A 21,258-nucleotide genomic window follows, 5' to 3' on the forward strand; every position below is an offset into this window, starting at 1 on the left:
AGAGAACGATGGACATGAAGATCGCACTGGCCGGCAATCCGAACTGCGGCAAGACTACGCTGTTCAACGACTTGACCGGCTCCAACCAGTACGTGGGCAACTGGCCCGGCGTCACAGTGGAAAAGAAGGAGGGCCGGCTGAAGGGACGCAAGGATATCGTCATCCAGGACCTGCCCGGCATTTACTCCCTGTCCCCCTATACACTGGAGGAAGTGGTGGCCCGGAACTATCTGGTGAAGGAGAAGCCCGACGCCATTTTGAACATCGTGGACGGCACCAATATCGAGCGGAACCTGTACCTGACCACCCAGCTGATCGAACTGGGCCTGCCCGTGGTAGTGGCGGTGAACATGATGGACCTGGTCCGCAGAAACGGCGACCAGATCGACGCCAGGAAGCTGAGTGACGCCCTGGGCTGCCAGGTGGTGGAGATCAGCGCCCTGAAGGGCGAGGGCGGCATGGAGGCTGCGGAGCTGGCTGCCAAGATGGCCCAGCAGAAGCGCGCCGCTGAACTGCCCCACGTGTTCACGGGCAGCGTGGAGCACGCCATCGCCCACATCGAGGAGTCCATCCAGGGTATGGTGGACGACCGATATCTCCGCTGGTACGCGGTGAAGGTCTTTGAGCGGGATGAGAAGGTCCTGGCGGACCTGAACCTGAGCACAGACCTCCGGGCCCACCTGGAGGACCACATCGTGGACTGCGAGAAGGAGCTGGATGACGACGCGGAGAGCATCATCACCAACCAGCGGTATGCGTACATCAACGATCTGGTGACGAAGGCCGTCAAGAAGAAGGGCGAGAAACATCGCCTCTCCACCTCCGACAAGATCGACCAGATCGTCACCAACCGGATCCTGGCCCTGCCCATCTTCGCCGTGGTGATGTTCGCGGTGTATTGGATCGCCATGGGTCCCTTCGGCACCTTCCTGACGGACTGGACCAACGATGTGCTGGGCACTGCCTGGCTGGTGGAGATCCCCCGTGCCGCCCTGGAGGGCTGGGGCGTCAACGAAGTGGTCGTGGGCCTGATCTGCGACGGCGCCCTGGCCGGTGTCGGCGCGGTGCTGGGCTTCGTGCCCCAGATGCTGGTACTGTTCCTGATGCTGGCCATTCTGGAGGACATCGGCTACATGGCGCGAATCGCCTTCATCATGGACCGGATCTTCCGGAAGTTCGGCCTCTCCGGCAAGAGCTTCATCCCCATGCTGGTGGGCACCGGCTGCGGTGTCCCCGGCGTCATGGCCTCTCGGACCATTGAGAACGAGCGGGACCGCCGCATGACGGTCATGACCACCTGCTTCATCCCCTGCGGCGCTAAGATGCCCATCATCGGCCTGATCGCCGGCGCCCTGTTCGGTGGCTCCGGCCTGGTGGCCGCATCCGCTTACTTCATCGGTGTGGCGGCCATCGTCATCTCCGGTATCATCCTGAAAAAGACCAAGATGTTCGCCGGCGACCCGGCGCCCTTCGTCATGGAGCTGCCTGCTTACCACATCCCCTCCGTGGGCAACGTACTGCGGGCCACCTGGGAGCGGGGCTGGTCCTTCATCAAGCGGGCCGGCACGGTGATCCTGGCCTCCTCTATCATCCTGTGGTTCCTCCAGGGCTTCGGTTGGGAGAACGGCGCCTTCGGCCTGGTGGAGGACATGAATAACTCCGTCTTGGCCGCTATCGGCAGTGCCGTGGCCTTCATTTTCGTGCCCCTGGGCTTCGGCAACTGGCGGGCCACTGTGGCCGTGGTCACGGGCCTGATCGCCAAGGAGAACGTAGTGGCCACCTTCGGCGTGCTGTACAACTTCGCTGGGGAGCTCAGTGAGAACGGCGACGAGATTTGGGCTCTGGTGGCACAGGACTACACCGCCATTTCCGCCTACTCCTTTATGATCTTCAACCTGCTGTGCGCCCCCTGTTTCGCGGCCATGGGCGCCATCAAGCGGGAGATGAACAACGCCAAGTGGACCGCCTTTGCCATCGGCTATATGTGCGTGTTCGCCTATGTGGTCTCCCTGATTGTCTATCAGATCGGCGGCCTCATCACCGGCGAGGTCTCCTTCGGCATCGGCACTGTGGTGGCCGTGGTCCTGGTTGTGGGCATTGTGTACCTGCTGTTCCGTAAGAACAAGTACGAGGACGAGCGGCTGACCATCCGCTCGGTGGATGCCGCCGGACGCCGCGCCGCCCTGAAATAAGAAAGGAAGCAGCCAATGAACGCACCCACTATCATCGCGGCCCTCATCGTCCTGGTGGTCTTTGCGGCCATCGTAGGCAAGGGCATCTACAACCGGCGTCACGGAAAGGGCGGCTGCTCCTGCGGCGGCGACTGCGGGGCCTGCGGCGGATGCCACTGCGGAAATACCCGTCATTCCTGACGAGCGGAAGCCCGGCCCCACCGGGCGGAAGGAGGCGTTCCATTTCATGGAACTGAGCCAAGCGCATCTGCGGTATCTGTTGGCCATTGGCGAGCTGTCCCAGGGAAAGGCGGCGGTCAGCTCCACCCAGGTGGCCCGGGTCCTCCAGGTGTCCCGCCCCTCCGTCACCCGGATGCTGGCTGTCCTGGCGGAAAAGGACCTGGTGACCAAGGAACGCTACGGCAAGATCACCCTGACGGAGACGGGGGCGGCCCTGGCCCATCAGCTGCAAGCGGGCCTCCGGGACCTGGAGCGGCGGCTGCCGGCCCTGGGCCTGGACCTGGACCGGGAAGAGACCGCCGCCGTGGCGGGGGCCCTGGCCTCAGTCCTGCCGGAGCACTGTCTCCGAAAGCTCTGCACGACCGAATCCGGCGGGACAATGGGATGTGCCACGCCTTAAAAAAGCAGTCCTGCGGCTTTTGCCGCAGGACTGCCTCTTTTCTTGAGCATAGAACTATAAAAGAGATATGATATATTTTGAGAAGACCCGGGGCCATTGGGCCGCCAGGTCCTTTTGTTTCCGATCCTTTATCTTCACGCTCTATTCCAGTCTCTGTACCGCGGCTCCCAGCACGCCGTCGCCGATGTAGACGCTCAACGTACCATCCAGCTCGCCGCTCCAGATGTGGTCGTAGTTTGGCAGGGCGGTGGTGAGCTTGCCCTGCAGAATCTCCATCTCCGCCGGAGCGCCGCCGTTGGCCACCGCCAGATTGTACCGCGCCGCGCCGTTGTGGGACTGCGTCACCAGCTCGATGAGCTTGCGGATCACCAGGTTCCGGCCCCGGACCTTGGCAATGGACTGGAGCTGCCCGTCGGCGGCGAAGGTGATGAGGGGCTTGATCTGGAGCATGGTGCCCGCCATGGCCGTCACCTTGCCGATGCGGCCGCCTTTCTGTAGATATTCCAGCGTGTCCACGGAGAAAAAGGGGAAGGTGTTCTGGATCAACCAAGGCACCCGGCGCTCTGTCAGCGTCTGCCAGTCCATCCCCTGCCGCAGCTCCTCTGCCAGCTGGAGGATCATCATACCGGTGCCCAGAGACCCGCTGACGGAGTCATACACCCGAATGGTCAGGTCCCTCCGCTCCTCCGCCAGCAGCCGCACCATGTTGTAGGTGCCGGATAGGCCGCCGGAGAGCATCAGGGCGATGACCCCGTCATACCCCGCCGCGGCGATGGCGTCAAAGGCGTCCGAAATGTCCTGAGCGGCGGGCAGGGAGGTCTGAGGCAGCTCTCCGGACCGCAGCCGGGCATAGATGTCGGCGGCGTGGATGTCTACGCCGTCCCGGTACTCTCCGTCTTTGCACAGGATCCGCAGGGGCACGACAAAGACCTGGTTTTCCGCCGCCAGTTGAGGGGAGAGGTCCGCGCAGGAATCCGTGAGCAGGGCGATTTTTTGGGGTGTCATGGTCACATCTCCAAACCTTTCTCTCATGCAGGGCCGGCAGACCTGTCCGCCGGATCGGATGATATGGTGTGCCCATTCCGTCACACCATATCAATATAACCTAGTATATGGAATGCTACCGTAAAAATCAAGAGGAAAATCCCCGTAGGGGGAACAGGAAGCCCGTTCCTGTCTACTGGTGAAATTTTGTAGCGAGAGGACTTGCCAAAGGCGGCGGATTTCCGGTATGATAAAACACAGGATCTGAAAGGGAGGAAAGACCGTGCCGCTGGATGTGAAGGCCGCTGTGGCGGATGCACTGCTGGAGCTCATTCGCCGGAAGGATGCAGACAAGATCACCGTGAAGGACCTGGTGGAGGTCTGTGGGATCTCCCGTCAGACGTTTTACTACCACTTCAAGGACATTGTGGATGTGGTGGAGTGGGCGGCTCAGCAGGGAGTCCAGCGACTGGTGCGCGAGAGCCTGAACGCCGCCACCCCCCAGGAGGCCCTGGGCGTCTTCGTGGATTTTGCCGTAGAATCCCAGCCCCTGGTTCAGCGGCTGCTGAACTCCCAGCGGCGGGAGGCCATAGAGCGGATCATGGTGGACGCCACCCGTACATACCTGGCGGACAGCCTGCGGGAGCGGCGGGGAACGCCCGCCCTCCGGGCCGGGGACTGGAAGATTGCCCTGGATTTCTATGCCTATGGGATGACCGGACTGCTGCTGGAGAACTGCCGCCAGCGGGATCTGGACCGGCAGGAGCTGGCGGATCAGCTGTTCCGCCTGCTGTCCGGCGAGATGGTCCGCCCTCCGGAAACCTGACAGATGTGCCCGCGTGTCAAAGAGCTTGACACGCGGGCATTTTTGTCAGGACAGACAGCCTCCTCTGCCAGTGGCGCGCACGGAGCGGACGTGGTATAACCACAGCATGAGAGCGGAGACAGCGCAGTGACCGGAAAGGAGTGCGCGCATGGAATTGAGAGATGGAATGTTTGCCGTGAAGCTCTGCGAGCTGGAGCATCAGTACGGCCTGCTGAGAAGCCGCCTGGAGCTGTGCCAGGGGGCGGACCACGAGAAGATCCGGCACCTGCTGGCGGACGTGCTGGATGACTATCGGGAAAACGCCCTGCTGCTGGAGCAGAGCGCGGAGGGCTGCCGCTCCCCGGCAGTGGCGGAGCTGGCGGGCGTCCAGCGGGACTACTCCAAACGGATGGAGGAGCTGCTGCGGGACAGGCTGCCCCGCCTGATGCACGGGGAAGAGGACCCGCAGGAGGAGCGGGCGGAGGCAGCGGCCCTTTTCGCGGAGTACGCCATCGACTTCGCGGCCCAGGGCGTGCGCAGCGCCCTGCTGGCGGCCCTGGCCGCCATGGACCAACAGATGAACTGTGAGGAACAACAAGGAAAGGAACATCCCGTATGAAAGAAGTCAGACCCCCGAAACGGCCCTTGATTTTTTACTACTGCGTGGCCATGCTGATTCTGCTGCTGTTCAACTTCCTGGCCATGCCCTGGATGGCCCGCCAGCAGATCCAGGAGGTGGATTACGGCACCTTCATGGACATGGCGGAAAACCAGGATCTGGGCCAAGTGGAGATCCAGGAGCAGGAGAACCAGATCGTCTTTACCAACAAGGATGAGACCGCCGTCTACTCCACCGGCATGATCCCGGATCCGGACCTGAAACAGATGCTGAAGGACTCCGGCGCGGAGTTCTCCGGCCAAGTCATCCAGCAGACGGATCCCATCCTCAGCTTTCTGCTGACCTGGATCCTGCCCATCGTCATCTTTGTTGCCCTGGGGCAGTATCTCTCCCGGCGCATGATGAAGAACATGGGCGGCCCCAACGCCATGGCCTTCGGCAAGTCCAACGCCAAGGTGTATGTCAAGTCCTCTGAGGGCATCAAATTCTCCGACGTGGCCGGAGAGGACGAGGCCAAGGACAATCTCAAGGAGATCGTGGAGTACCTCCACGACCCAAAGAAGTATCAGGAGATCGGCGCCACCATGCCCAAGGGCATCCTGCTGGTAGGCCCTCCCGGCACCGGCAAGACCATGCTGGCCAAGGCCGTGGCAGGCGAGGCCAACGTGCCCTTCTTCTCCATCTCCGGCTCCGACTTCGTGGAAATGTTCGTGGGCATGGGCGCCAGCAAGGTGCGGGACCTGTTCAAGCAGGCCAAGGAGAAGGCCCCCTGCATCGTGTTCATCGACGAGATCGACGCCATCGGCCAGAAGCGGAATTCCGGCGCCTATGGCGGAAACGACGAGCGGGAGCAGACCCTGAACCAGCTGCTGACCGAGATGGACGGCTTTGAGGGCAATACCGGCGTCATCATCCTGGCGGCCACCAACCGGCCGGAGTCCCTGGACCCCGCCCTGACCCGGCCCGGCCGGTTTGACCGGCGGGTGCCGGTGGAGCTGCCGGACCTACAGGGCCGGGAGGATATTCTGAAGGTCCACGCCAAGAAGATCAAGGTGGCGGAGGACGTGGATTGGGGCAAGGTGGCCCGAATGGCATCCGGCGCCAGCGGCGCAGAGCTGGCCAACATCGTCAACGAGGCGGCGCTGCGGGCTGTCCGGGACGGCCGCCGCTTTGCTGCCCAGGCAGATCTGGAAGAGAGCATCGAGGTGGTCATCGCAGGCTACCAGAAGAAGAACGCCATCCTGACAGACCAGGAGAAGAAGGTGGTGGCCTACCACGAGATCGGCCACGCTTTGGTCGCGGCCAAGCAGACCAATTCCGCCCCTGTACAGAAGATCACCATCGTGCCCCGGACCTCCGGCGCCCTGGGCTACACCATGCAGGTGGAGGAGGGCAACCACTACCTGATGAGCCAGGAGGAGCTGGAGAACAAGATCGCCACGCTTACCGGCGGCCGGGCGGCGGAAGAGCTGGTCTTCCACTCCGCCTCCACCGGCGCCTCCAATGACATCGAGCAGGCCACCAAGCTGGCCCGGGCCATGATTACCCGGTACGGCATGAGCCCTGACTTTGACATGGTGGCCCTGGAGACAGTGCAAAATCAGTACTTGGGGGGCGACGCCTCCCTGGCCTGCTCCGCCGAGACTGCGGCGGAGATCGACCGGCAGGTGGTGGAGCTGGTGAAGCGCCAGCACGAAAAGGCCAACCGAATCCTCTCGGAGAACCGGGAGAAGCTGGACGAGCTGGCCCGGTATCTGTACGAAAAGGAGACGATTACCGGTGACGAGTTCATGGAGATCCTGAATCAGTGAGCATCCGATCCGTAAATCAGAAAAGAGGAGGCGCCCTTCGGCGCCTCCTCTTTTGCTGCCGTCTCACAGCCCCAGGCCGTAGATGCGGTTGGCGTTGTCAAAGAACACCGGCTCCCAGTGTGTCTCCGGCACCAGCCGGCGGATAAAGCCGATATATTCTCCCAGGTTGACAATGGGCCAGTCGGTCCCGAACATCACCTTGTCCCAGCACTGGATGGCCGTCAGCCAGGTGCGCAGCAGGAACACGTAGCCCGCCTGCTCCCGGAAATAGGCGTCCAGGTCCACCCGCCCCTCCAGAAGGCCGGACAGGTCGGCGGCCACATTGGGATTTTTCTCCACCACTGCCGCCGCGGCCTCCAGAAAGGGGTTGCCGAAGTGGCACATGACGAACTGGGTATCCGGATGGTCTGCCGCCACCTCATCCAGGGCCAGGGGGTGGCAGTATTTCAGATGGGCCCGGGAGAAGGCGGTCAGCCCCATGTGAACGGCCACCGGCTTACCGTAACGGGCTGCCAGGCGGTAGATGGGCTGGTACATGGGGTCCGACAGAGCGATCTTGTTGTACCCGGGGTACAGCTTCACGCCGCAGCAGTTGTCCCGCCGCAGGTGCGCCTCCACCCGGTCCGCCAGGTCCGGGATCACCCGGCTCCCGTCCTCCAGCAGGCTGCTGTCCAGGCCCACGCAGTAGTGGAACAGGTCTGTGGGGTAGTCGTGCCGCCGGAGCTCCAGACTGTGATTTCCCATCACCACGCCGTGGGCAATGTGCAGTTCTCCATAGACCTCCCGCAGATGGTCTACGTTGTTGTGATGGCCCACCTGCCGGGCCATCTCCTCGGCAGAATCTTCCGAAAACAGGTGCAGGTGGGCGTCGATGATCTTCATACCCGCAGTTCTCCTTCCAGTTCGCCCCGGTATCCAGCGGAGCGGCGATTTTTCAACACCGCTATTATAACAGAGTTTGCCGCCTTCGCAACCCCCGTATGAAAACGGTTCCCGAAAAAAGCACAGAGGTCAGTGACCTCTGTGCTTTTCCTTTCGACGCGCCTGCCGCAGCTGGAACTTCCGCGCTTCCTCCGCCTCCCGCTGTTGGCGGGTGCGGGCGAGACGGGCCTGCTTCCCCTGCTCCTGTTGGAGCTTCAGGGCCTGCTGGGCCTTGGTGCCGATCCCTGCGGCCTGGGTCATCCGCCGGGCCTCCCGCTGGCGCCGCTTGGGGCTTTTGGGAGGGGGCAGATGCTCTGTCCCTGGCCGGGGCGGGCTGAATCGCAGCGTCCGCCAGTGTTCCAGAAGATAGGCGTAGACCTCCTGGTCCCGGGGCTCCGCGCCGAAGACGATCCGGCAGACGGAGTACTCCGTGTCGTCCTCCCGCTCGTACAGGCCGATCCAGAAGGGATCGTCGAACAGGATGGTGAGCCTGCTTGTGCCCATGCGTGTGTCCTCCTTTAAAGGTCTCGCACAAAGAACGGACAACCAAGGAGGCAGGTTACTGACGGCACATGGGCCGCTCCCGGACTACCAACCGGGACGTGTTTTTATCTTTGCGCTATCAGCATACCACAGCGGGCGCGGGATGGCAAGGCCGGGAGACAAAGCGTCCCTTTTCCCATCAGCCGCGGCGGTCGTATGATATGATAAAAGGGACCGAAACAAGCTGTAAGATTTGATCGCAAACCTTGTGTATATCAGTGAAGGGGTAAATAAGAAGCGAGGTGAAAGCCGATGGATGACACAACAATCGTCCAGTTATACTGGGATCGAGATGAGCGGGCCATCCCCGCCACATCCGGCAAATATGGAAACTACTGTAACTCGATCGCCTGGAACATCCTGGGCAATCGGGAAGACGCCGAAGAATGCGTCAATGATACCTATCTGTGTGCATGGACCTCTATGCCGCCCCACAGGCCCAGGGTTCTGTCCGCATTCCTGGGGAAGCTCACGAGAAACTTGTCCCTGAACCGATACAAGCATCATATCGCGGAGAAACGAGGCGGCGGAGAGGCCCCGGCTGTGCTGGATGAAATTGCGGAGCTCGTATCCGACACGGACAACGTGGAGCGGGCAGTGGACCGCAGGGAACTTGTAAGGGCGATCGACACTTTTTTGGAGAGGCTTCCAGCGGATAAGAGGCGCATTTTTGTCTGCCGGTACTGGTATTTCGATCCGGTTTCCAAGATCGCGTCCCGGTTTGGAATGACGGAGAACCATGTATCCGTAACACTGAATCGCCTCCGGCTGAAATTACACAACTATCTTCAGGAAAGGGGCTTTGACCTGTGAAAAGAGAGGAATTTTGCGAAGTCCTCGGTGACATCAATGAGAACTATGTGAAAGAGGCCGGAGCAAATCCCAAAGCCGAGAAGCGGAGGCGGTTTAAGTGGAAAGTGATCGCGGCCTGTTTATGCCTGCTGCTTGCGGCGCCGCTGACCGTATTCGCCATGGATACCATTCAGTATCATGCGGCAGTGGATTATCTGCGTTCCCTCGGGATCCCCGTTGAAGATCTGAGCGACTACTCCCGCACGGAAATCAAAGAGGCCGTGAAAACGATGGATGCGGGAGAAAGCAGCCTGCTGACGGAAGAAATTCTGAACCTGCTGCCAGATAGCGGAGAACCGATACAAAGGCCAACACAGGTGACATCAGAACAGGTCAGGGAATTGACACCGACCATGACGCGAGAAGAGGTCCTTTCATTTTTGGGCGATACCCAGGACATCGGTTCCGGCATTTACATATATATTTATAAAGTAGACGGAGAAGCACTGCTGCGGATCCCGTTTGCAAGTGATGAAGCGCAGCTGGGGGTCACAGGAGAAGAACTATTAAAGACCTTATCCCCGTAAGGGCGCAGGAAGGGCTGATGCGGAAACGTCCCGTTATTTCCCTCCCAAAAAGGGCGGCCCCTACGACCGCCAGGGGAGCGCGCAGCGACTGCGCATCCGTTGACGGCTGTGCCGCCTTACGGTTGCGGCGTGCCCGATGCGGGCAAGCGGAGCGCGCAGAAGGAGGGAAACCAGCGGAACACTGGTGTCGCAAATACTGAGAGCGCCGCAGCGCGAGACAGAAAAACAGAGGCAGATCGAAGGCGTCCTTACACCCTGATTTTGGTCGGCACTTCGCCGCGGGAATCAACTGCCAAGTCTCTGCGGCACTCCGCCGCGCCCGCCGGGATGCCATCGTAAACCCGCAGGCACCCTCTCATGCCGCCCCCATACAGCAACTTTGCATGCACGTGCCGGAGCGCGACAAAAGGCGTTCTTTTGGAATGTGCATTGGGACAAGCCGTCATCGCGGCTGAATCCCCCTATGTGGGACCCATAAAAAAGCGGCTGGCCTTCCGTCCAGCCGCCTCGTATTTTCTGGCAGGAAAAATCTCTCAGCTCCGCTGATTCCCCGAATTGGTGGTGTCCTTCAGCAGCACGTCATGGGCTCCGCCCTCCACAATGGAGACGGAGGACACCAGGGTCAACTTGGCCTTCTCCCGCAGTTCCGGGATGGTCAGCGCGCCGCAGTTGCACATGGTGGACCGCACCTTGGAAAGGGTGGTGGCCATGCCGTCCGACAGCTTGCCGGCATAGGGCACGTAGGAGTCCACGCCCTCCTCGAAGGAGAGCTTGGCCGCTCCGCCCAGGTCGTACCGCTGCCAGTTCCTGGCCCGGGCGCTGCCCTCGCCCCAGTACTCCTTCATATAGCTGCCGCCGATCAGCACCTTGCTGGTGGGGGACTCGTCGAACCGGGAGAAATACCGCCCCAGCATACAGAAGTCCGCGCCCATGGCCAGGGCCAGGGTGATGTGGTAGTCCTGGACAATGCCGCCGTCGGCACAGATGGGCACGTAGACGCCGGTCTCGGCAAAATACCGGTCCCGCTCTGCCGCCACATCGATGACCGCCGTGGCCTGGCCCCGGCCGATGCCTTTGGTCTCCCGGGTGATGCAGATGGAGCCGCCGCCGATGCCCACCTTCACGAAGTCGGCACCGCAATCCGCCAGGAAGCGGAAGCCCTCGCCATCCACCACGTTGCCGGCGCCCACCTTCACGGTGTCGCCATAGCGGGAGCGAATCCAGGCCAGGGTCCGCTTCTGCCACTCGGAGTAGCCCTCGGAGGAGTCGATCACCAGCACGTCCGCGCCGGCCTCCACCAGGGCGGGCACCCGTTCCTCATAGTCCCGGGAGTTGATGCCGGCGCCCACCACATACCGCTTCTGACTGTCCAGCAGCTCCAGGGGGTTGCCCTTGTGGGAGTCGTAGTCCTTCCGGAACACGAAGCTCACCAGATGCCCGCCGGCGGAGACGATGGGCAGGGCGTTGAGCTTGTGGTCCCAGATGATATCATTGGCGGCCTTCAGGCTGGTGCCCTCCGGGGCGGAGACGATTTTCTCCGCCGGGGTCATGAATTCGCTGACCGGGGTGGCCGGGTCCATGCGGCTCACCCGGTAGTCCCGGCTGGTGACGAGGCCCAGCAGCTTTCCGGTGCCGGTGCCGTCATCCGTGACCGCCATGGTGGAGTGGCCGGTCCGTTCCTTCAAGGCCAGCACGTCCGCCAGCGTGTCCCCCAGGCGGAGATTGGAGTCGCTGATGACAAAGCCCGCCTTGTAGTTCTTCACCCTCCGTACCATCTCCGCCTGCTGCTCGATGGGCTGGGAGACATAGATGAAGGCGATGCCGCCCTCCTTCGCCAGGGCGATGCCCATCTGCTCTCCGGATACCGCCTGCATGACGGCGGAGACCATGGGCACGTTCATGGTGAGAGCGGGCTCCTCCCCCCGCCGGTACTTCACCACCGGGGTCTTGAGGGAGACGTTTGCGGGAATGCACTCCGCGGAGGAGTAGCCGGGCACCAGCAGGTACTCACTGAAGGTACGGGAGGGCTCGGAGAAAAAATAAGCCATAGGGCCACCTCATTTCATCAGATTTCAAGTGGAAGCTGGATTTACAGGTCCAGCTGGAAAAACAGTGTGGACTCCACAGGACTGTCGTTGTAGCAGGGGATCTCGTAAAATCCCAGCTGCCGGTAGAGGCGGACGGCATCCTCCAGAACCGGCAGGGTGTCCAGCAGCATACAGCGGTAGCCGATCTGCCGCGCGTCCTCTGTGATCCGGCGGATCAGCTGCCGGGCAAGCCCCCGGCCCCGGTACTGCGGCTGGACGTACAGGCGCTTCATTTCGCATCGCTCGCCGTCCAGCCGCCGCAGGGCGATACAGCCCGCCGCCCGCCCGTCCACCCGGGCCAGGTACAGCCGTCCGTCCGGCGGGGCGTACTTGGCGGCGGGGGCGCGCAGCTCGTCCGCATAGTGCTGGATGTCCAGATAGATTTGAAAAGCTGGGTCGTGCGTCACCAGCATGGCGGTGTACGCCTCAAACAGGGCCCGAACGTCTGAGAGGGCATTATAGGCCGGTTCGATCACAACGGTTGAATCCATATTCAAGCACCTCCCGGCGGATGTTTCAGATATGATACCCGGTTCCGGCCGGTCTGTCAACCGTTAGAGAGAAAAATAGTCCTTTGCGGCATCGAACAGGCCAAGATCGTAATTCCCCGGGATATTTCGGTACAGGCAGGGCCCCACCCGCTCGGCGTGCCCCATCTTGCCGAAGACCCGGCCGTCGGGTGAGGTGATGCCCTCTACCGACCAGACGGAGCCGTTGGGGTTGCCGTCGATATCCATGGTGGGATGGCCGTCCAGATCCACGTACTGGGTGGCGATCTGGCCGTTTTCCGCCAACTGTGCCAAGAGATCCGGCGGGCAGAGGAACCGCCCTTCCCCGTGGGAGATGGGGACGCTGACGATGTCCCCCACCTGGACCTTGGTCAGCCAGGGGGACCGGTTGGAGGCCACCCGGGTCCGGACGATCCGGGACTGGTGGCGGCCGATGACATTGTAAGTCAGCGTGGGGCAGGCGGCATCTGTGTCCCGGATTTCTCCGAAGGGGACCAGCCCCAGCTTGATGAGGGCCTGGAAGCCGTTGCAGATGCCCAGGACGAGGCCATCCCGGTTTTGCAGCAGGTCCATCACCGCGTCTGCGGCCTGGGGGGACCGGAGAAAGGCGGTGATGAACTTGCCGGAGCCGTCGGGCTCGTCGCCGCCGGAGAAGCCGCCGGGCAGGAAGAGGATCTGACTGCTCCGGGCTGCCTGGGCAAACCGGGCGGCGGATGCCGCCACATGGTCCGGTGTCTGATTATTCAGCACCAGGATCTGCGGCTCCAGGCCAGCCCGTAGCGCCGCCCGGGCGCTGTCGTACTCGCAGTTGGTGCCGGGAAACACAGGAATCAGCACCTTTGGCTTTGCCGTGCCTGTCCGGGGAGCGGCGCGGGAGAAGGCCGGGGCCTCCAGTACCGGCACCAGCGCAGGATCGGCAGGGACTCGGCTGGGGTATACATCCTCCAGCACGGACTCGTTCAGGGAGAGCAGCTCGTCGATGGAGACGCTGTCAGCGCCGGTGGTGAGGACCGGCTCCGCCGTGGTGGTGCCCAGCCTGACGGCGCAGAGGAGGTCTGTGTCCTCCGTCAGCTCCGCCACAATGGCGCCAGGGCACGGCAGGTCCCAGGCGATCTCACGCCCCTCGGCCTGAAAGCCGATGGAGTTACCGAAGGACATCTGCATAATCCCCTCGGCGATGCCGTGCTCCACCGCCCAGGCGGAGCACACCCTGCCCGCCCGGCAAAGCTGGTGGAAGGTCTCCCAGGCTTCCCTCTGGCTCTGGGCGCCGCCGTTGGCGGGAGCAAAGAGGTACACCGGATGTCCCGCCTCCTTGAACTCGGGGGAGAGCACCTCCCCGGCCCGGATGGGGGCGATGGCAAAGGAGATGAGGGTAGGGGGCACGTCCAGATCGTTGAAGGTGCCGGACATGGAGTCCTTGCCGCCGATGGCCGCCGCGCCGAAGTCCAGCTGGGCGTCCAGAGCCCCCAGCAGGGCGGCGAAGGGCTTGCCCCAGCGTGCGGGGTCCTCCCGGAGCTTTTCAAAGAACTCCTGGAGGGTGAGGTAGGCCCTTCGATAGTCTGCCCCGGCGGCCACCAGCTTGGCAAGGGAGGTGACCACACCGTTATAGGCCCCCCGGTAGGGGTCCGCCGCCATAGCCTCCGGGTCGAAGCCCCAGGCCATAACGCTGGCCTGGTCCGTCTCCTGCCCCGGCAGCACCGGCAGAAGGGCGGCCATCACCTGGGCGGGGGTTCTCTGATTTCTGCCGCCGAAGGGCATCAACACGCTGCCACAGCCGATGGTGGAATCGAACCGCTCCGCCAGCCCTCTGCGGGAGGCGGACGCCAGACTGGAGGCTATGGAGCGGAGGGAGGAGTTTTCGGCATCCTGGGAGACCGGGGACGCGGGAATGGGGGCAGGAACCGCCGCCCGGGCGTGCTTCACGGCGCCGTTGGTGTTCAGGAAGTCCCGGCTCAGGTCCACGATGGTCCTGCCCCGCCAGCGCATCACCATCCGGGGGGACGCCGTCACCACCGCCACGGGGTACGCTTCCAGATTCTCCGCCTCCGCGGCGGCGATGAATCGGTCTGCGTTTGACCGGGCCACCACCACTGCCATTCGCTCCTGGGACTCGGAGATGGCCAGCTCTGTGCCGTCCAGGCCGTCGTACTTCTTCCGCACTGCGTCCAGATCGATATCCAGGCCGTCCGCCAGCTCACCCACGGCCACGGATACGCCGCCTGCGCCGAAGTCGTTGCACCGCTTGATGAGCCGGGTGACATTCCCATCCCGGAACAGCCGCTGGATCTTCCGCTCCTCCGGGGCGTTGCCCTTCTGGACCTCGCTGGCCATGGTGGTGAGAGACTGCCTGTTGTGGCTCTTGGAGGAGCCGGTGGCGCCGCCGATGCCGTCCCGGCCGGTGCGCCCCCCCAGCAGGATCACCACGTCCCCGGGCTGGGGCCGTTCGCGGACCACATTCTCCGCCGGGGCGGCGGCCACCACCACGCCGCACTCCAAATGCTTGGCGATGTAGCCGGGGTGATATACCTCGCTGACCAGCCCTGTGGCCAGGCCGATCTGGTTGCCGTAGGAGGAGTAGCCCGCCGCGGCGGTCTGGGCGAGCTTGCGCTGGGGCAGCTTGCCGGACAGGGTCTCCGCCACCGGCGTCCGGGGGTCGCCGCAGCCGGTGAGCCGCATGGCCTGGTGGACGTAGGCCCGGCCGGACAGGGGATCCCGGATGCAGCCGCCGATGCAGGTGGCCGCGCCGCCGAAGGGCTCGATCTCCGTGGGGTGGTTGTGGGTTTCGTTCTTGAACATCAGCAGCCAGTCCTGGGGCTTGTCGTTCACCTGGGCGGCGACATGGATGGAGCAGGCGTTGATCTCCTCACTCTCGTCAATTTCCGGCAGAAGCCCCCGTCGCTTCAGCACCTTGGCGCCGATGGTGGCGATATCCATGAGGGTCTGTGGCCGCTGGGCAGCTTTCTCTGTCCCATAGACCTCCTCCCGGGCGGCCAGATACCGGTTATAGGCGGCCTGGACCGCCGGATCGTTGATCTCCACGTGGTCCAGATGGGTGGAGAACGTGGTGTGGCGGCAGTGGTCGGACCAGTAGGTGTCCACCACCCGGATCTCCGTCAGGGTGGGGTCCCGGCGCTCCGAGTCCCGGAAGTATGCCTGGAGGAACGACAGGTCCTCCAGGTCCATGGCGAGACCCAGCCGCGCCAGCAGGGTATCCAGGCCCGCCCGGTCCAGGGCAGTGAAGCCCGTGACCGTTTCCACGTCTGCCGGGACGGCGGTCTCTGCCGCCAGCCGCTCCGGCAGGTCCAAAGACGCCTCCCGGCACTCCACGGGGTTGAGGACATACCGCTTCACCGCGTCCACATCCGCCGCCGTCAGGGGACCGAAGAGCAGATAGATCCTGGCGGTGCGGACCGTGGGCCGCTCCTCCTGAGTCATCAGCTGAATACACTGGGCGGCGGAGTCCGCCCGCTGGTCGAACTGTCCCGGCAGGGGCTCCACGCCGAAGGCGATGCAGTCCCCGGCGGGCAGGGCTGCGGCAGTATCGTCCACCTGAGGCTCAGAGAACACTGTCCCCACCGCCCGGCGGAAGGCGGCCTCGTCCAGGCCCTCCACGTCATAGCGGTTCAGCAGGCGCAGGTCCTCCAAGGCGGAGACGCCCACCACGGTCTGCAGCTCGTGCAGCAGGCCCCGGGCCTCCTGCCGGAGCCCCGGCTTCTTTTCCACATAGATCCGTCTTACCATCGTATGACCTCCCGGCGCCGGTTGGGCGCTCATCAAAATATGCGTTTCAGTCCGCCAGAGCCGCCAGAGCCCGCTGGCCGATGTCATGGCGCAGGTATTTGCCGTCAAAGTCCACCGCCCTGGCGGCGGCGTAGGCGTCGTGCAAAGCCTGCCGCAAAGTGGGACCGGTGGCGGTGACGCCCAGTACCCGGCCGCCGCTGGTGACCAGCTGCCCATTCTCGTCCAGTCTGTCCCCGGCGTGGTAGATGGTCACGTTTCCCGGTGCCGACGCGGGCAGAGAGATGGGCTTACCCTTTTCGTAGTGCCCTGGATACCCGCCGGAGGCCAAGATCACACAGGCGGCGGAGGCGTGCCGCCACTCCACGGTGAGCGATCCCAGGGTCTCGCTTTCCACCGCCTGCATGACCGTCAGCAGGTCTGTTTTCAGCAGGGGCAGCACCACCTGGGTCTCCGGGTCCCCGAAGCGGCAGTTGTACTCGATGACCTTGGGCCCGTCCGGGGTCAGCATCAAACCGAAGTACAGGCAGCCCTTGAAGGGGCAGCTTTCCGCCCGCATGGCGGCCAGAGTGGGCAGGAAGATGGTGTCCATGCACACCCGGGCGATGTCCTCGGTGTAGCAGGGGTTGGGAGCCACGGTGCCCATGCCGCCGGTGTTGGGGCCAGTATCTCCGTCCCCCGCCCGCTTGTGGTCCATGGAGGACACCATGGGGGCGATGGCGGTGCCGTCGGTGAAAGCCAGGACGCTGACCTCCGGGCCAGTCAAAAACTCCTCGATCACCACCCGGCTGCCGGAGTCCCCGAAGGCCCGGTCCTCCATCATGGTCCTGACGGCATCCTCTGCCTCTTCATAGGACCGGGAGATCAGCACGCCCTTGCCCAGGGCCAGACCGTCCGCCTTGATGACGATGGGGAAGGAGGCGGTTTTCAAATAGGCGAGCGCCGCAGCGGACGTATCGAACACCTCATATTGGGCGGTGGGGATGTGATATTTTTTCATCAGGTCCTTGGCAAAGACCTTGCTGGACTCGATCCGGGCGGCTCTGGCGTCCGGCCCGAAGCAGGGGATGCCCGCGGCGTGGAGGGCGTCCACACACCCCAGAGCCAGAGGATCGTCCGGCGCCACCACCGCGAACCCCACGGCGTGGGAGACGGCGAAGTCCACAATAGCGCCGATGTCTGTGGCGCTGATCTGCGGCACACAAACGGCGTCAGCGGCGATGCCGCCGTTGCCCGGCAGGGCGTAAATCGTCTCCACCACCGGATTTTCTTTCAGTTTTTTGATGATGGCGTGCTCCCGGCCGCCGCCGCCTACTACGAGAAGATCCATCGAATCGTCCTCCTTGCTTCGTGTATAAAACAGTGTGAAGAGAGACCGGGGAAAACCGGACAGGCTTTCCCGGTTGATTTGCCATCGCAAATCAGAAAAGGAAACTTCATTGCCCCTATCCGGGCCCAGACTCGGCAGACCCGGCGGCAGGATGCCGGACAGGCCCGCTTCTCTTCAAAGACGCTCAGTGGTGGAACAGCCGCATCCCTGTAAACGCCATCACCATGCCGTATTTGTTGGCTGTTTCAATGACATGGTCATCCCGGATGGAACCGCCGGGCTCAACGATGTACTGGACGCCGGATTTTCTCGCCCGCTCCACATTATCGCCGAAGGGGAAGAAGGCGTCGGAGCCGCATGTGACGCCGGTGAGGGCTGCGATCCAGGCTTTTTTCTCCTCCGCCGTCAGGGGATCGGGGCGCACAGCGAAGGTCTTCTGCCAGATGCCCTCCGCCAGCACGTCCTCATACTCGTCGGAGAGATATACATCGATGGCGTTATCCCGGTCCGGGCGGCGAATGTTCTCCACGAATTGCAGGCCCAGCACCTTGGGATGGTGGCGGAGCCACCAGGTGTCCGCCTTGGTGCCCGCCAGGCGGGTGCAGTGGATGCGGCTCTGCTGGCCCGCTCCCACGCCGATGGCCTGTCCGTCCTTCACGTAGCAGACGGAGTTGGACTGGGTGTATTTCAGGGTGATGAGGGCCACGATCATGTCCCGCTTGGCCGCTTCCGGCAGGTCCTTGTTCTCCGTGACAAGGTTGGTGAGGAGCGCCTCATTGATCTCAAAGTTGTTCCGCCCCTGTTGGAAGGTGACGCCGAACGCGTCCTTGTACTCCTGGGGGGCGGGGACGTAGTCCGGGTCGATCTGCACGACGTTGTAATTGCCCTTCTTCTTGGTTTTCAATATCTCCAGGGCTTCGTCGGTGTAGCCGGGGGCGATGATGCCGTCGGACACCTCATATTTCAGATACCGGGCAGTGGCGGCGTCGCACACATCGGAGAGGGCCGCCCAGTCCCCGTAGGAGCACAGCCGGTCCGCACCCCGGGCCCGGATGTAGGCACAGGCGATGGGGGAGAGGTCTGCGCCCTCCTCCACAAAGTACATCTGCCGCTCCACATCCCTGAGGGGGTTGCCCACGGCGGCCCCGGCGGGGGACACGTGCTTGAAGGACGCGGCGGCGGGCAGGCCGGTGGCTTCTTTCAGCTCCCGTACCAGCTGCCAGGCGTTCAGCGCGTCCAGAAAGTTGATGTATCCCGGCTTGCCGTTCAGCACCGTGAGGGGCAGGTCGGACCCGTCCCGCATGAAGATGCGGGCGGGCTTCTGGTTGGGATTGCAGCCGTATTTCAGTTCCAGTTCGTTCATGCCTGGGTCTCCTTTCCGGAATACTTGTTGACGATGCGCTGCTGGAAGTCCCGGGTCTCCAGGTCCGTGAAGCGGACGAAGAGGGAGATCCTGTTGGCCTCGTCCAGAGCGTCCCAAACGGCGCTGGCGAGGCTGTTAATGTCCCCTTCCACGGCCACCTGCTCCGGCTCTCCGGTAAAGGAGGGCAGGGGATCGCCGTCTCCGGCGTAGGTGTGGAGGAAGTGGCCGGTCCCCGGCTGGCCGGGATACTCGAAGGTCTGCCGCAGGCAGCGTCTGCCGGTCCCGTCGGCGGCTTTCAGGATGGACAGCTTGTAACTGCCGTTGGGCCCCAGCAGCCCGGAAATCCGTGGGGTCCAGTTGGGACCGTCCGGCTCGAATTCCCGCGTGCGGAGGGCCTGCTCCATGGGAAGGCCCTGCTTTAAAAACTCCAGGATGGTGTCCGTCTGGTCCCCGTTGGTGACGATGAGTCCCCGGCCCATCTGCCGTACCGGGTGGTAGATGATGAGGCTGGGGTCCTCCATCCTGGCGGGGTCCGCCGCCTGGGTACGGATGCCGTCCGGCTCCTCCGCGAAGACGCGGTTGCGGCTGTTGGCGCTGCGGCCCATGATGAAATAGACGGCCACGGACGACTTGCCGTCCGGCGTCATGCCCAGCACGATCCCACGGCCGGGATAGGGATTGCCCCGCAGCAGGGCACATAAATCCTGTTTCACAGATGATCCTCCTTTTCCGTGGCGATGTGGGCGGCCAGCTGTTCTGCGGCCTGGGGCAGCAGCACCCACTCCGCCTGTTCCATGACCCGGCGCTGCAAGGTTTCCGGCGTGTCGCCGGGCAGAATGTCCACCGCTTTCTGCAGCAGGATGCGCCCCCCGTCCGGGATCTCGTTCACCAGATGGACGGTAGCGCCGGTGACCCTGACGCCACGGCGGAGGGCTGCCTCATGGACCTTCAGCCCGTAATACCCCTTCCCACAGAAGGCGGGGATCAGGGAGGGATGGACGTTGACGATCCGGTCCGGCCAGCGACGGACGAAGTCCAAGGACAGGATGGACAGGAACCCGGCCAGCACGACCAGATCCACCCGGTACTGCGTCAGCGCCTCCATCAGCGCCGCCTCAAACGGCTCCTGCCCCAGCTGCTTCCGGGACAGGGGAATGGCAGGCACGCCGCGGCGCTTTGCCCGCTCCAGAGCGTAGGCTTCGGGATTGCTGGAGAGGACCAGCACGATCTCCCCGTGGGGCAGGGCGCCTGCTTCCTGAGCGTTCAGCAGCGCCTCCAGGTTGGTGCCGCCGCCGGAGACCAGCACAGCGATACGGGCCTTGTTCAGCATAGGATCACCCGTTCCTCTCCGGAGATCACCTCACCTATCACATAGCCGGGGCAGCCGTGCTGGGCCAGGGCGGAGAGGGCCTGGTCCGCCGTGTCCCGGGAGACGATCACCGCCATGCCGACCCCCATGTTGAAGGTGTTGAACATGTCCCGCTCCGGGATGTGGCCGGTCTCCCGGAGCATTTTGAAGATGGGTGGCGTCCGGACGGCAGCCTTCTCAATTTTCACCGTCATCCCATCCGGCAGGCACCGGGGGATGTTCTCATAAAAGCCCCCGCCGGTGATGTGGCTGATGCCGTGGACCTCTGCCGCGTCGATGGCGGCCAGCACCGGCTTCACATAGATGCGGGTGGGGGTCAGCAGGGCCTCGCCCAGGCTCTCCCCCAGATCTTCACAGTAGACCGTCAGATTGGCATGCTCCACGTGAAAGACCTTCCGCACCAGGGAGAATCCGTTGGAGTGGAGGCCGGAGGAGGGCAAGGCCAGCACCACGTCCCCGGAGCGGACCCGGTCCGGGTCGATGATATCGCCCTTGTCCACGATGCCCACGGAAAAGCCCGCCAGGTCGTAGTCCTCCGGCGCCATGATGCCGGGGTGCTCGGCGGTCTCGCCGCCGATGAGGGCGCAGCCCGCCTGGACGCAGCCCTCTGCTACGCCGGAGACAATGGCGGCCACCTTCTCCGGCACATTCTTGCCGATGGCGATGTAGTCCAGAAAGAACAGGGGCTTTGCCCCGCAGCAGATGATGTCGTTGACGCACATGGCCACGCAGTCCACGCCCACGGTGTCGTGCCGGTCCAGCAGCTGGGCGATGCGGATTTTGGTGCCCACCCCATCGGTGCCGGACACCAGCACCGGCTCACGTATGCCGGTCAGGTCCGGGGCGAACAACCCGCCAAAGCCCCCAATGCCGGACACTACCCCGGGGATCCTGGTCCGGGCCACGTGGGGGGCCATCAGCTTCACACCGGCGTAGCCTGCGGTGATGTCCACGCCGGACTTCCGGTAGCTCTCCGAATAACTCTCCAT

The 21,258-nt window shown here is 63.4% G+C and carries 19 protein-coding genes; 8 read left to right on the forward strand and 11 right to left on the reverse strand.

What is annotated here, in order from left to right:
- The first annotated feature begins 8 nt into the window (after positions 1-8).
- The 3 genes from feoB to OCV80_RS05910 are packed head-to-tail and all read left to right on the forward strand — an operon-like array spanning position 9 to position 2,811.
- Positions 9-2,192, forward strand: coding sequence for a ferrous iron transport protein B (gene feoB / locus OCV80_RS05900; protein ID WP_267288277.1), 2,184 nt, complete (start codon positions 9-11; stop codon positions 2,190-2,192).
- Positions 2,193-2,207: 15 nt separating this feature from the next.
- Positions 2,208-2,372 (forward strand): FeoB-associated Cys-rich membrane protein, encoded by a 165-nt coding sequence (locus tag OCV80_RS05905; RefSeq protein WP_021749370.1) that lies wholly within the window; start codon positions 2,208-2,210, stop codon positions 2,370-2,372.
- Between the two features lie 46 nt (positions 2,373-2,418).
- On the forward strand, positions 2,419-2,811 hold the full coding sequence (locus OCV80_RS05910; RefSeq protein ID WP_021749369.1) for a metal-dependent transcriptional regulator: 393 nt from the start codon (positions 2,419-2,421) through the stop codon (positions 2,809-2,811).
- Positions 2,812-2,952: 141 nt separating this feature from the next.
- Here the strand turns inward: OCV80_RS05910 and OCV80_RS05915 are convergent, their stop codons facing one another.
- A complete protein-coding gene (locus OCV80_RS05915) occupies positions 2,953-3,816 on the reverse strand; it encodes a DegV family protein (protein ID WP_036630382.1) in 864 nt (287 codons plus the stop codon).
- A gap of 262 nt (positions 3,817-4,078) precedes the next feature.
- Here OCV80_RS05915 and OCV80_RS05920 point away from each other — a divergent pair, with 262 nt between their 5' ends.
- From OCV80_RS05920 to ftsH, 3 genes are all read left to right on the forward strand, one after another.
- Positions 4,079-4,621 carry a TetR family transcriptional regulator gene (locus OCV80_RS05920; RefSeq protein ID WP_021749366.1) on the forward strand — a complete coding sequence of 181 codons (543 nt, stop codon included), beginning with the start codon at positions 4,079-4,081 and terminating at the stop codon, positions 4,619-4,621.
- Positions 4,622-4,769: 148 nt separating this feature from the next.
- A complete protein-coding gene (locus tag OCV80_RS05925) occupies positions 4,770-5,219 on the forward strand; it encodes a hypothetical protein (protein WP_136891535.1) in 450 nt (149 codons plus the stop codon).
- On the forward strand, positions 5,216-7,030 hold the full coding sequence (gene ftsH / locus OCV80_RS05930; protein ID WP_021751877.1) for an ATP-dependent zinc metalloprotease FtsH: 1,815 nt from the start codon (positions 5,216-5,218) through the stop codon (positions 7,028-7,030). Before OCV80_RS05925 ends, ftsH begins: the two co-directional genes overlap by 4 nt.
- 63 nt (positions 7,031-7,093) lie before the next feature.
- Here ftsH and OCV80_RS05935 read toward each other — a convergent pair whose 3' ends face one another.
- Positions 7,094-7,912: an amidohydrolase family protein gene (locus tag OCV80_RS05935; protein ID WP_021749362.1), complete on the reverse strand. Its 819-nt coding sequence runs from the start codon at positions 7,910-7,912 to the stop codon at positions 7,094-7,096.
- Positions 7,913-8,041: 129 nt separating this feature from the next.
- Positions 8,042-8,455: a YjdF family protein gene (locus OCV80_RS05940; protein WP_025543487.1), complete on the reverse strand. Its 414-nt coding sequence runs from the start codon at positions 8,453-8,455 to the stop codon at positions 8,042-8,044.
- Positions 8,456-8,746: 291 nt separating this feature from the next.
- Between OCV80_RS05940 and OCV80_RS05945 the strand changes: the two genes are divergently transcribed.
- Entirely contained in the window at positions 8,747-9,307 is a 561-nt protein-coding gene (locus OCV80_RS05945; protein WP_025543485.1) for an RNA polymerase sigma factor, read from the forward strand.
- Positions 9,304-9,873: a hypothetical protein gene (locus OCV80_RS05950; protein WP_021749358.1), complete on the forward strand. Its 570-nt coding sequence runs from the start codon at positions 9,304-9,306 to the stop codon at positions 9,871-9,873. Before OCV80_RS05945 ends, OCV80_RS05950 begins: the two co-directional genes overlap by 4 nt.
- 533 nt (positions 9,874-10,406) lie before the next feature.
- Here OCV80_RS05950 and OCV80_RS05955 read toward each other — a convergent pair.
- From OCV80_RS05955 to purM, 8 genes are all read right to left on the reverse strand, one after another.
- Positions 10,407-11,921, reverse strand: coding sequence for an IMP dehydrogenase (locus tag OCV80_RS05955; RefSeq protein WP_021749357.1), 1,515 nt, complete (start codon positions 11,919-11,921; stop codon positions 10,407-10,409).
- 41 nt (positions 11,922-11,962) lie between these two features.
- Positions 11,963-12,451, reverse strand: coding sequence for a GNAT family N-acetyltransferase (locus OCV80_RS05960; protein ID WP_021749356.1), 489 nt, complete (start codon positions 12,449-12,451; stop codon positions 11,963-11,965).
- A gap of 63 nt (positions 12,452-12,514) precedes the next feature.
- Positions 12,515-16,210, reverse strand: coding sequence for a phosphoribosylformylglycinamidine synthase (locus tag OCV80_RS05965; RefSeq protein WP_136891536.1), 3,696 nt, complete (start codon positions 16,208-16,210; stop codon positions 12,515-12,517).
- A 46-nt stretch (positions 16,211-16,256) separates the two neighbouring features.
- A complete protein-coding gene (purD, locus tag OCV80_RS05970) occupies positions 16,257-17,537 on the reverse strand; it encodes a phosphoribosylamine--glycine ligase (RefSeq protein ID WP_267288278.1) in 1,281 nt (426 codons plus the stop codon).
- A 184-nt stretch (positions 17,538-17,721) separates the two neighbouring features.
- Positions 17,722-18,900, reverse strand: a complete 1,179-nt coding sequence (locus tag OCV80_RS05975; protein WP_267288279.1) for a phosphoribosylaminoimidazolecarboxamide formyltransferase — start codon at positions 18,898-18,900, stop codon at positions 17,722-17,724.
- Positions 18,897-19,613 carry an IMP cyclohydrolase gene (locus tag OCV80_RS05980; protein WP_267288280.1) on the reverse strand — a complete coding sequence of 239 codons (717 nt, stop codon included), beginning with the start codon at positions 19,611-19,613 and terminating at the stop codon, positions 18,897-18,899. The genes OCV80_RS05975 and OCV80_RS05980 overlap by 4 nt, the downstream gene beginning before the upstream one ends.
- Positions 19,610-20,230, reverse strand: coding sequence for a phosphoribosylglycinamide formyltransferase (gene purN / locus OCV80_RS05985; RefSeq protein WP_267288281.1), 621 nt, complete (start codon positions 20,228-20,230; stop codon positions 19,610-19,612). Before purN ends, OCV80_RS05980 begins: the two co-directional genes overlap by 4 nt.
- Positions 20,224-21,258 carry a phosphoribosylformylglycinamidine cyclo-ligase gene (purM, locus tag OCV80_RS05990; RefSeq protein WP_021749349.1) on the reverse strand — a complete coding sequence of 345 codons (1,035 nt, stop codon included), beginning with the start codon at positions 21,256-21,258 and terminating at the stop codon, positions 20,224-20,226. Before purM ends, purN begins: the two co-directional genes overlap by 7 nt.

This window comes from Oscillibacter acetigenes (genome assembly GCF_025567605.1).
Classification (GTDB): Bacteria; Bacillota; Clostridia; order Oscillospirales; family Oscillospiraceae; genus Oscillibacter; species Oscillibacter welbionis.

Bases quoted from the DNA above. Each gene is read 5' to 3' on its own strand.
- feoB (WP_267288277.1), top strand. From the start codon at position 9: ATGGACATGAAGATCGCACTGGCCGGCAATCCGAACTGCGGCAAGACT.
- OCV80_RS05905 (WP_021749370.1), top strand. From the start codon at position 2,208: ATGAACGCACCCACTATCATCGCGGCCCTCATCGTCCTGGTGGTCTTT.
- OCV80_RS05910 (WP_021749369.1), top strand. From the start codon at position 2,419: ATGGAACTGAGCCAAGCGCATCTGCGGTATCTGTTGGCCATTGGCGAG.
- OCV80_RS05915 (WP_036630382.1), bottom strand. From the start codon at position 3,816: ATGACACCCCAAAAAATCGCCCTGCTCACGGATTCCTGCGCGGACCTC.
- OCV80_RS05925 (WP_136891535.1), top strand. From the start codon at position 4,770: ATGGAATTGAGAGATGGAATGTTTGCCGTGAAGCTCTGCGAGCTGGAG.
- ftsH (WP_021751877.1), top strand. From the start codon at position 5,216: ATGAAAGAAGTCAGACCCCCGAAACGGCCCTTGATTTTTTACTACTGC.
- OCV80_RS05935 (WP_021749362.1), bottom strand. From the start codon at position 7,912: ATGAAGATCATCGACGCCCACCTGCACCTGTTTTCGGAAGATTCTGCC.
- OCV80_RS05940 (WP_025543487.1), bottom strand. From the start codon at position 8,455: ATGGGCACAAGCAGGCTCACCATCCTGTTCGACGATCCCTTCTGGATC.
- OCV80_RS05945 (WP_025543485.1), top strand. From the start codon at position 8,747: ATGGATGACACAACAATCGTCCAGTTATACTGGGATCGAGATGAGCGG.
- OCV80_RS05955 (WP_021749357.1), bottom strand. From the start codon at position 11,921: ATGGCTTATTTTTTCTCCGAGCCCTCCCGTACCTTCAGTGAGTACCTG.
- OCV80_RS05960 (WP_021749356.1), bottom strand. From the start codon at position 12,451: ATGGATTCAACCGTTGTGATCGAACCGGCCTATAATGCCCTCTCAGAC.
- OCV80_RS05965 (WP_136891536.1), bottom strand. From the start codon at position 16,210: ATGGTAAGACGGATCTATGTGGAAAAGAAGCCGGGGCTCCGGCAGGAG.
- purD (WP_267288278.1), bottom strand. From the start codon at position 17,537: ATGGATCTTCTCGTAGTAGGCGGCGGCGGCCGGGAGCACGCCATCATC.
- OCV80_RS05975 (WP_267288279.1), bottom strand. From the start codon at position 18,900: ATGAACGAACTGGAACTGAAATACGGCTGCAATCCCAACCAGAAGCCC.
- purN (WP_267288281.1), bottom strand. From the start codon at position 20,230: ATGCTGAACAAGGCCCGTATCGCTGTGCTGGTCTCCGGCGGCGGCACC.
- purM (WP_021749349.1), bottom strand. From the start codon at position 21,258: ATGGAGAGTTATTCGGAGAGCTACCGGAAGTCCGGCGTGGACATCACC.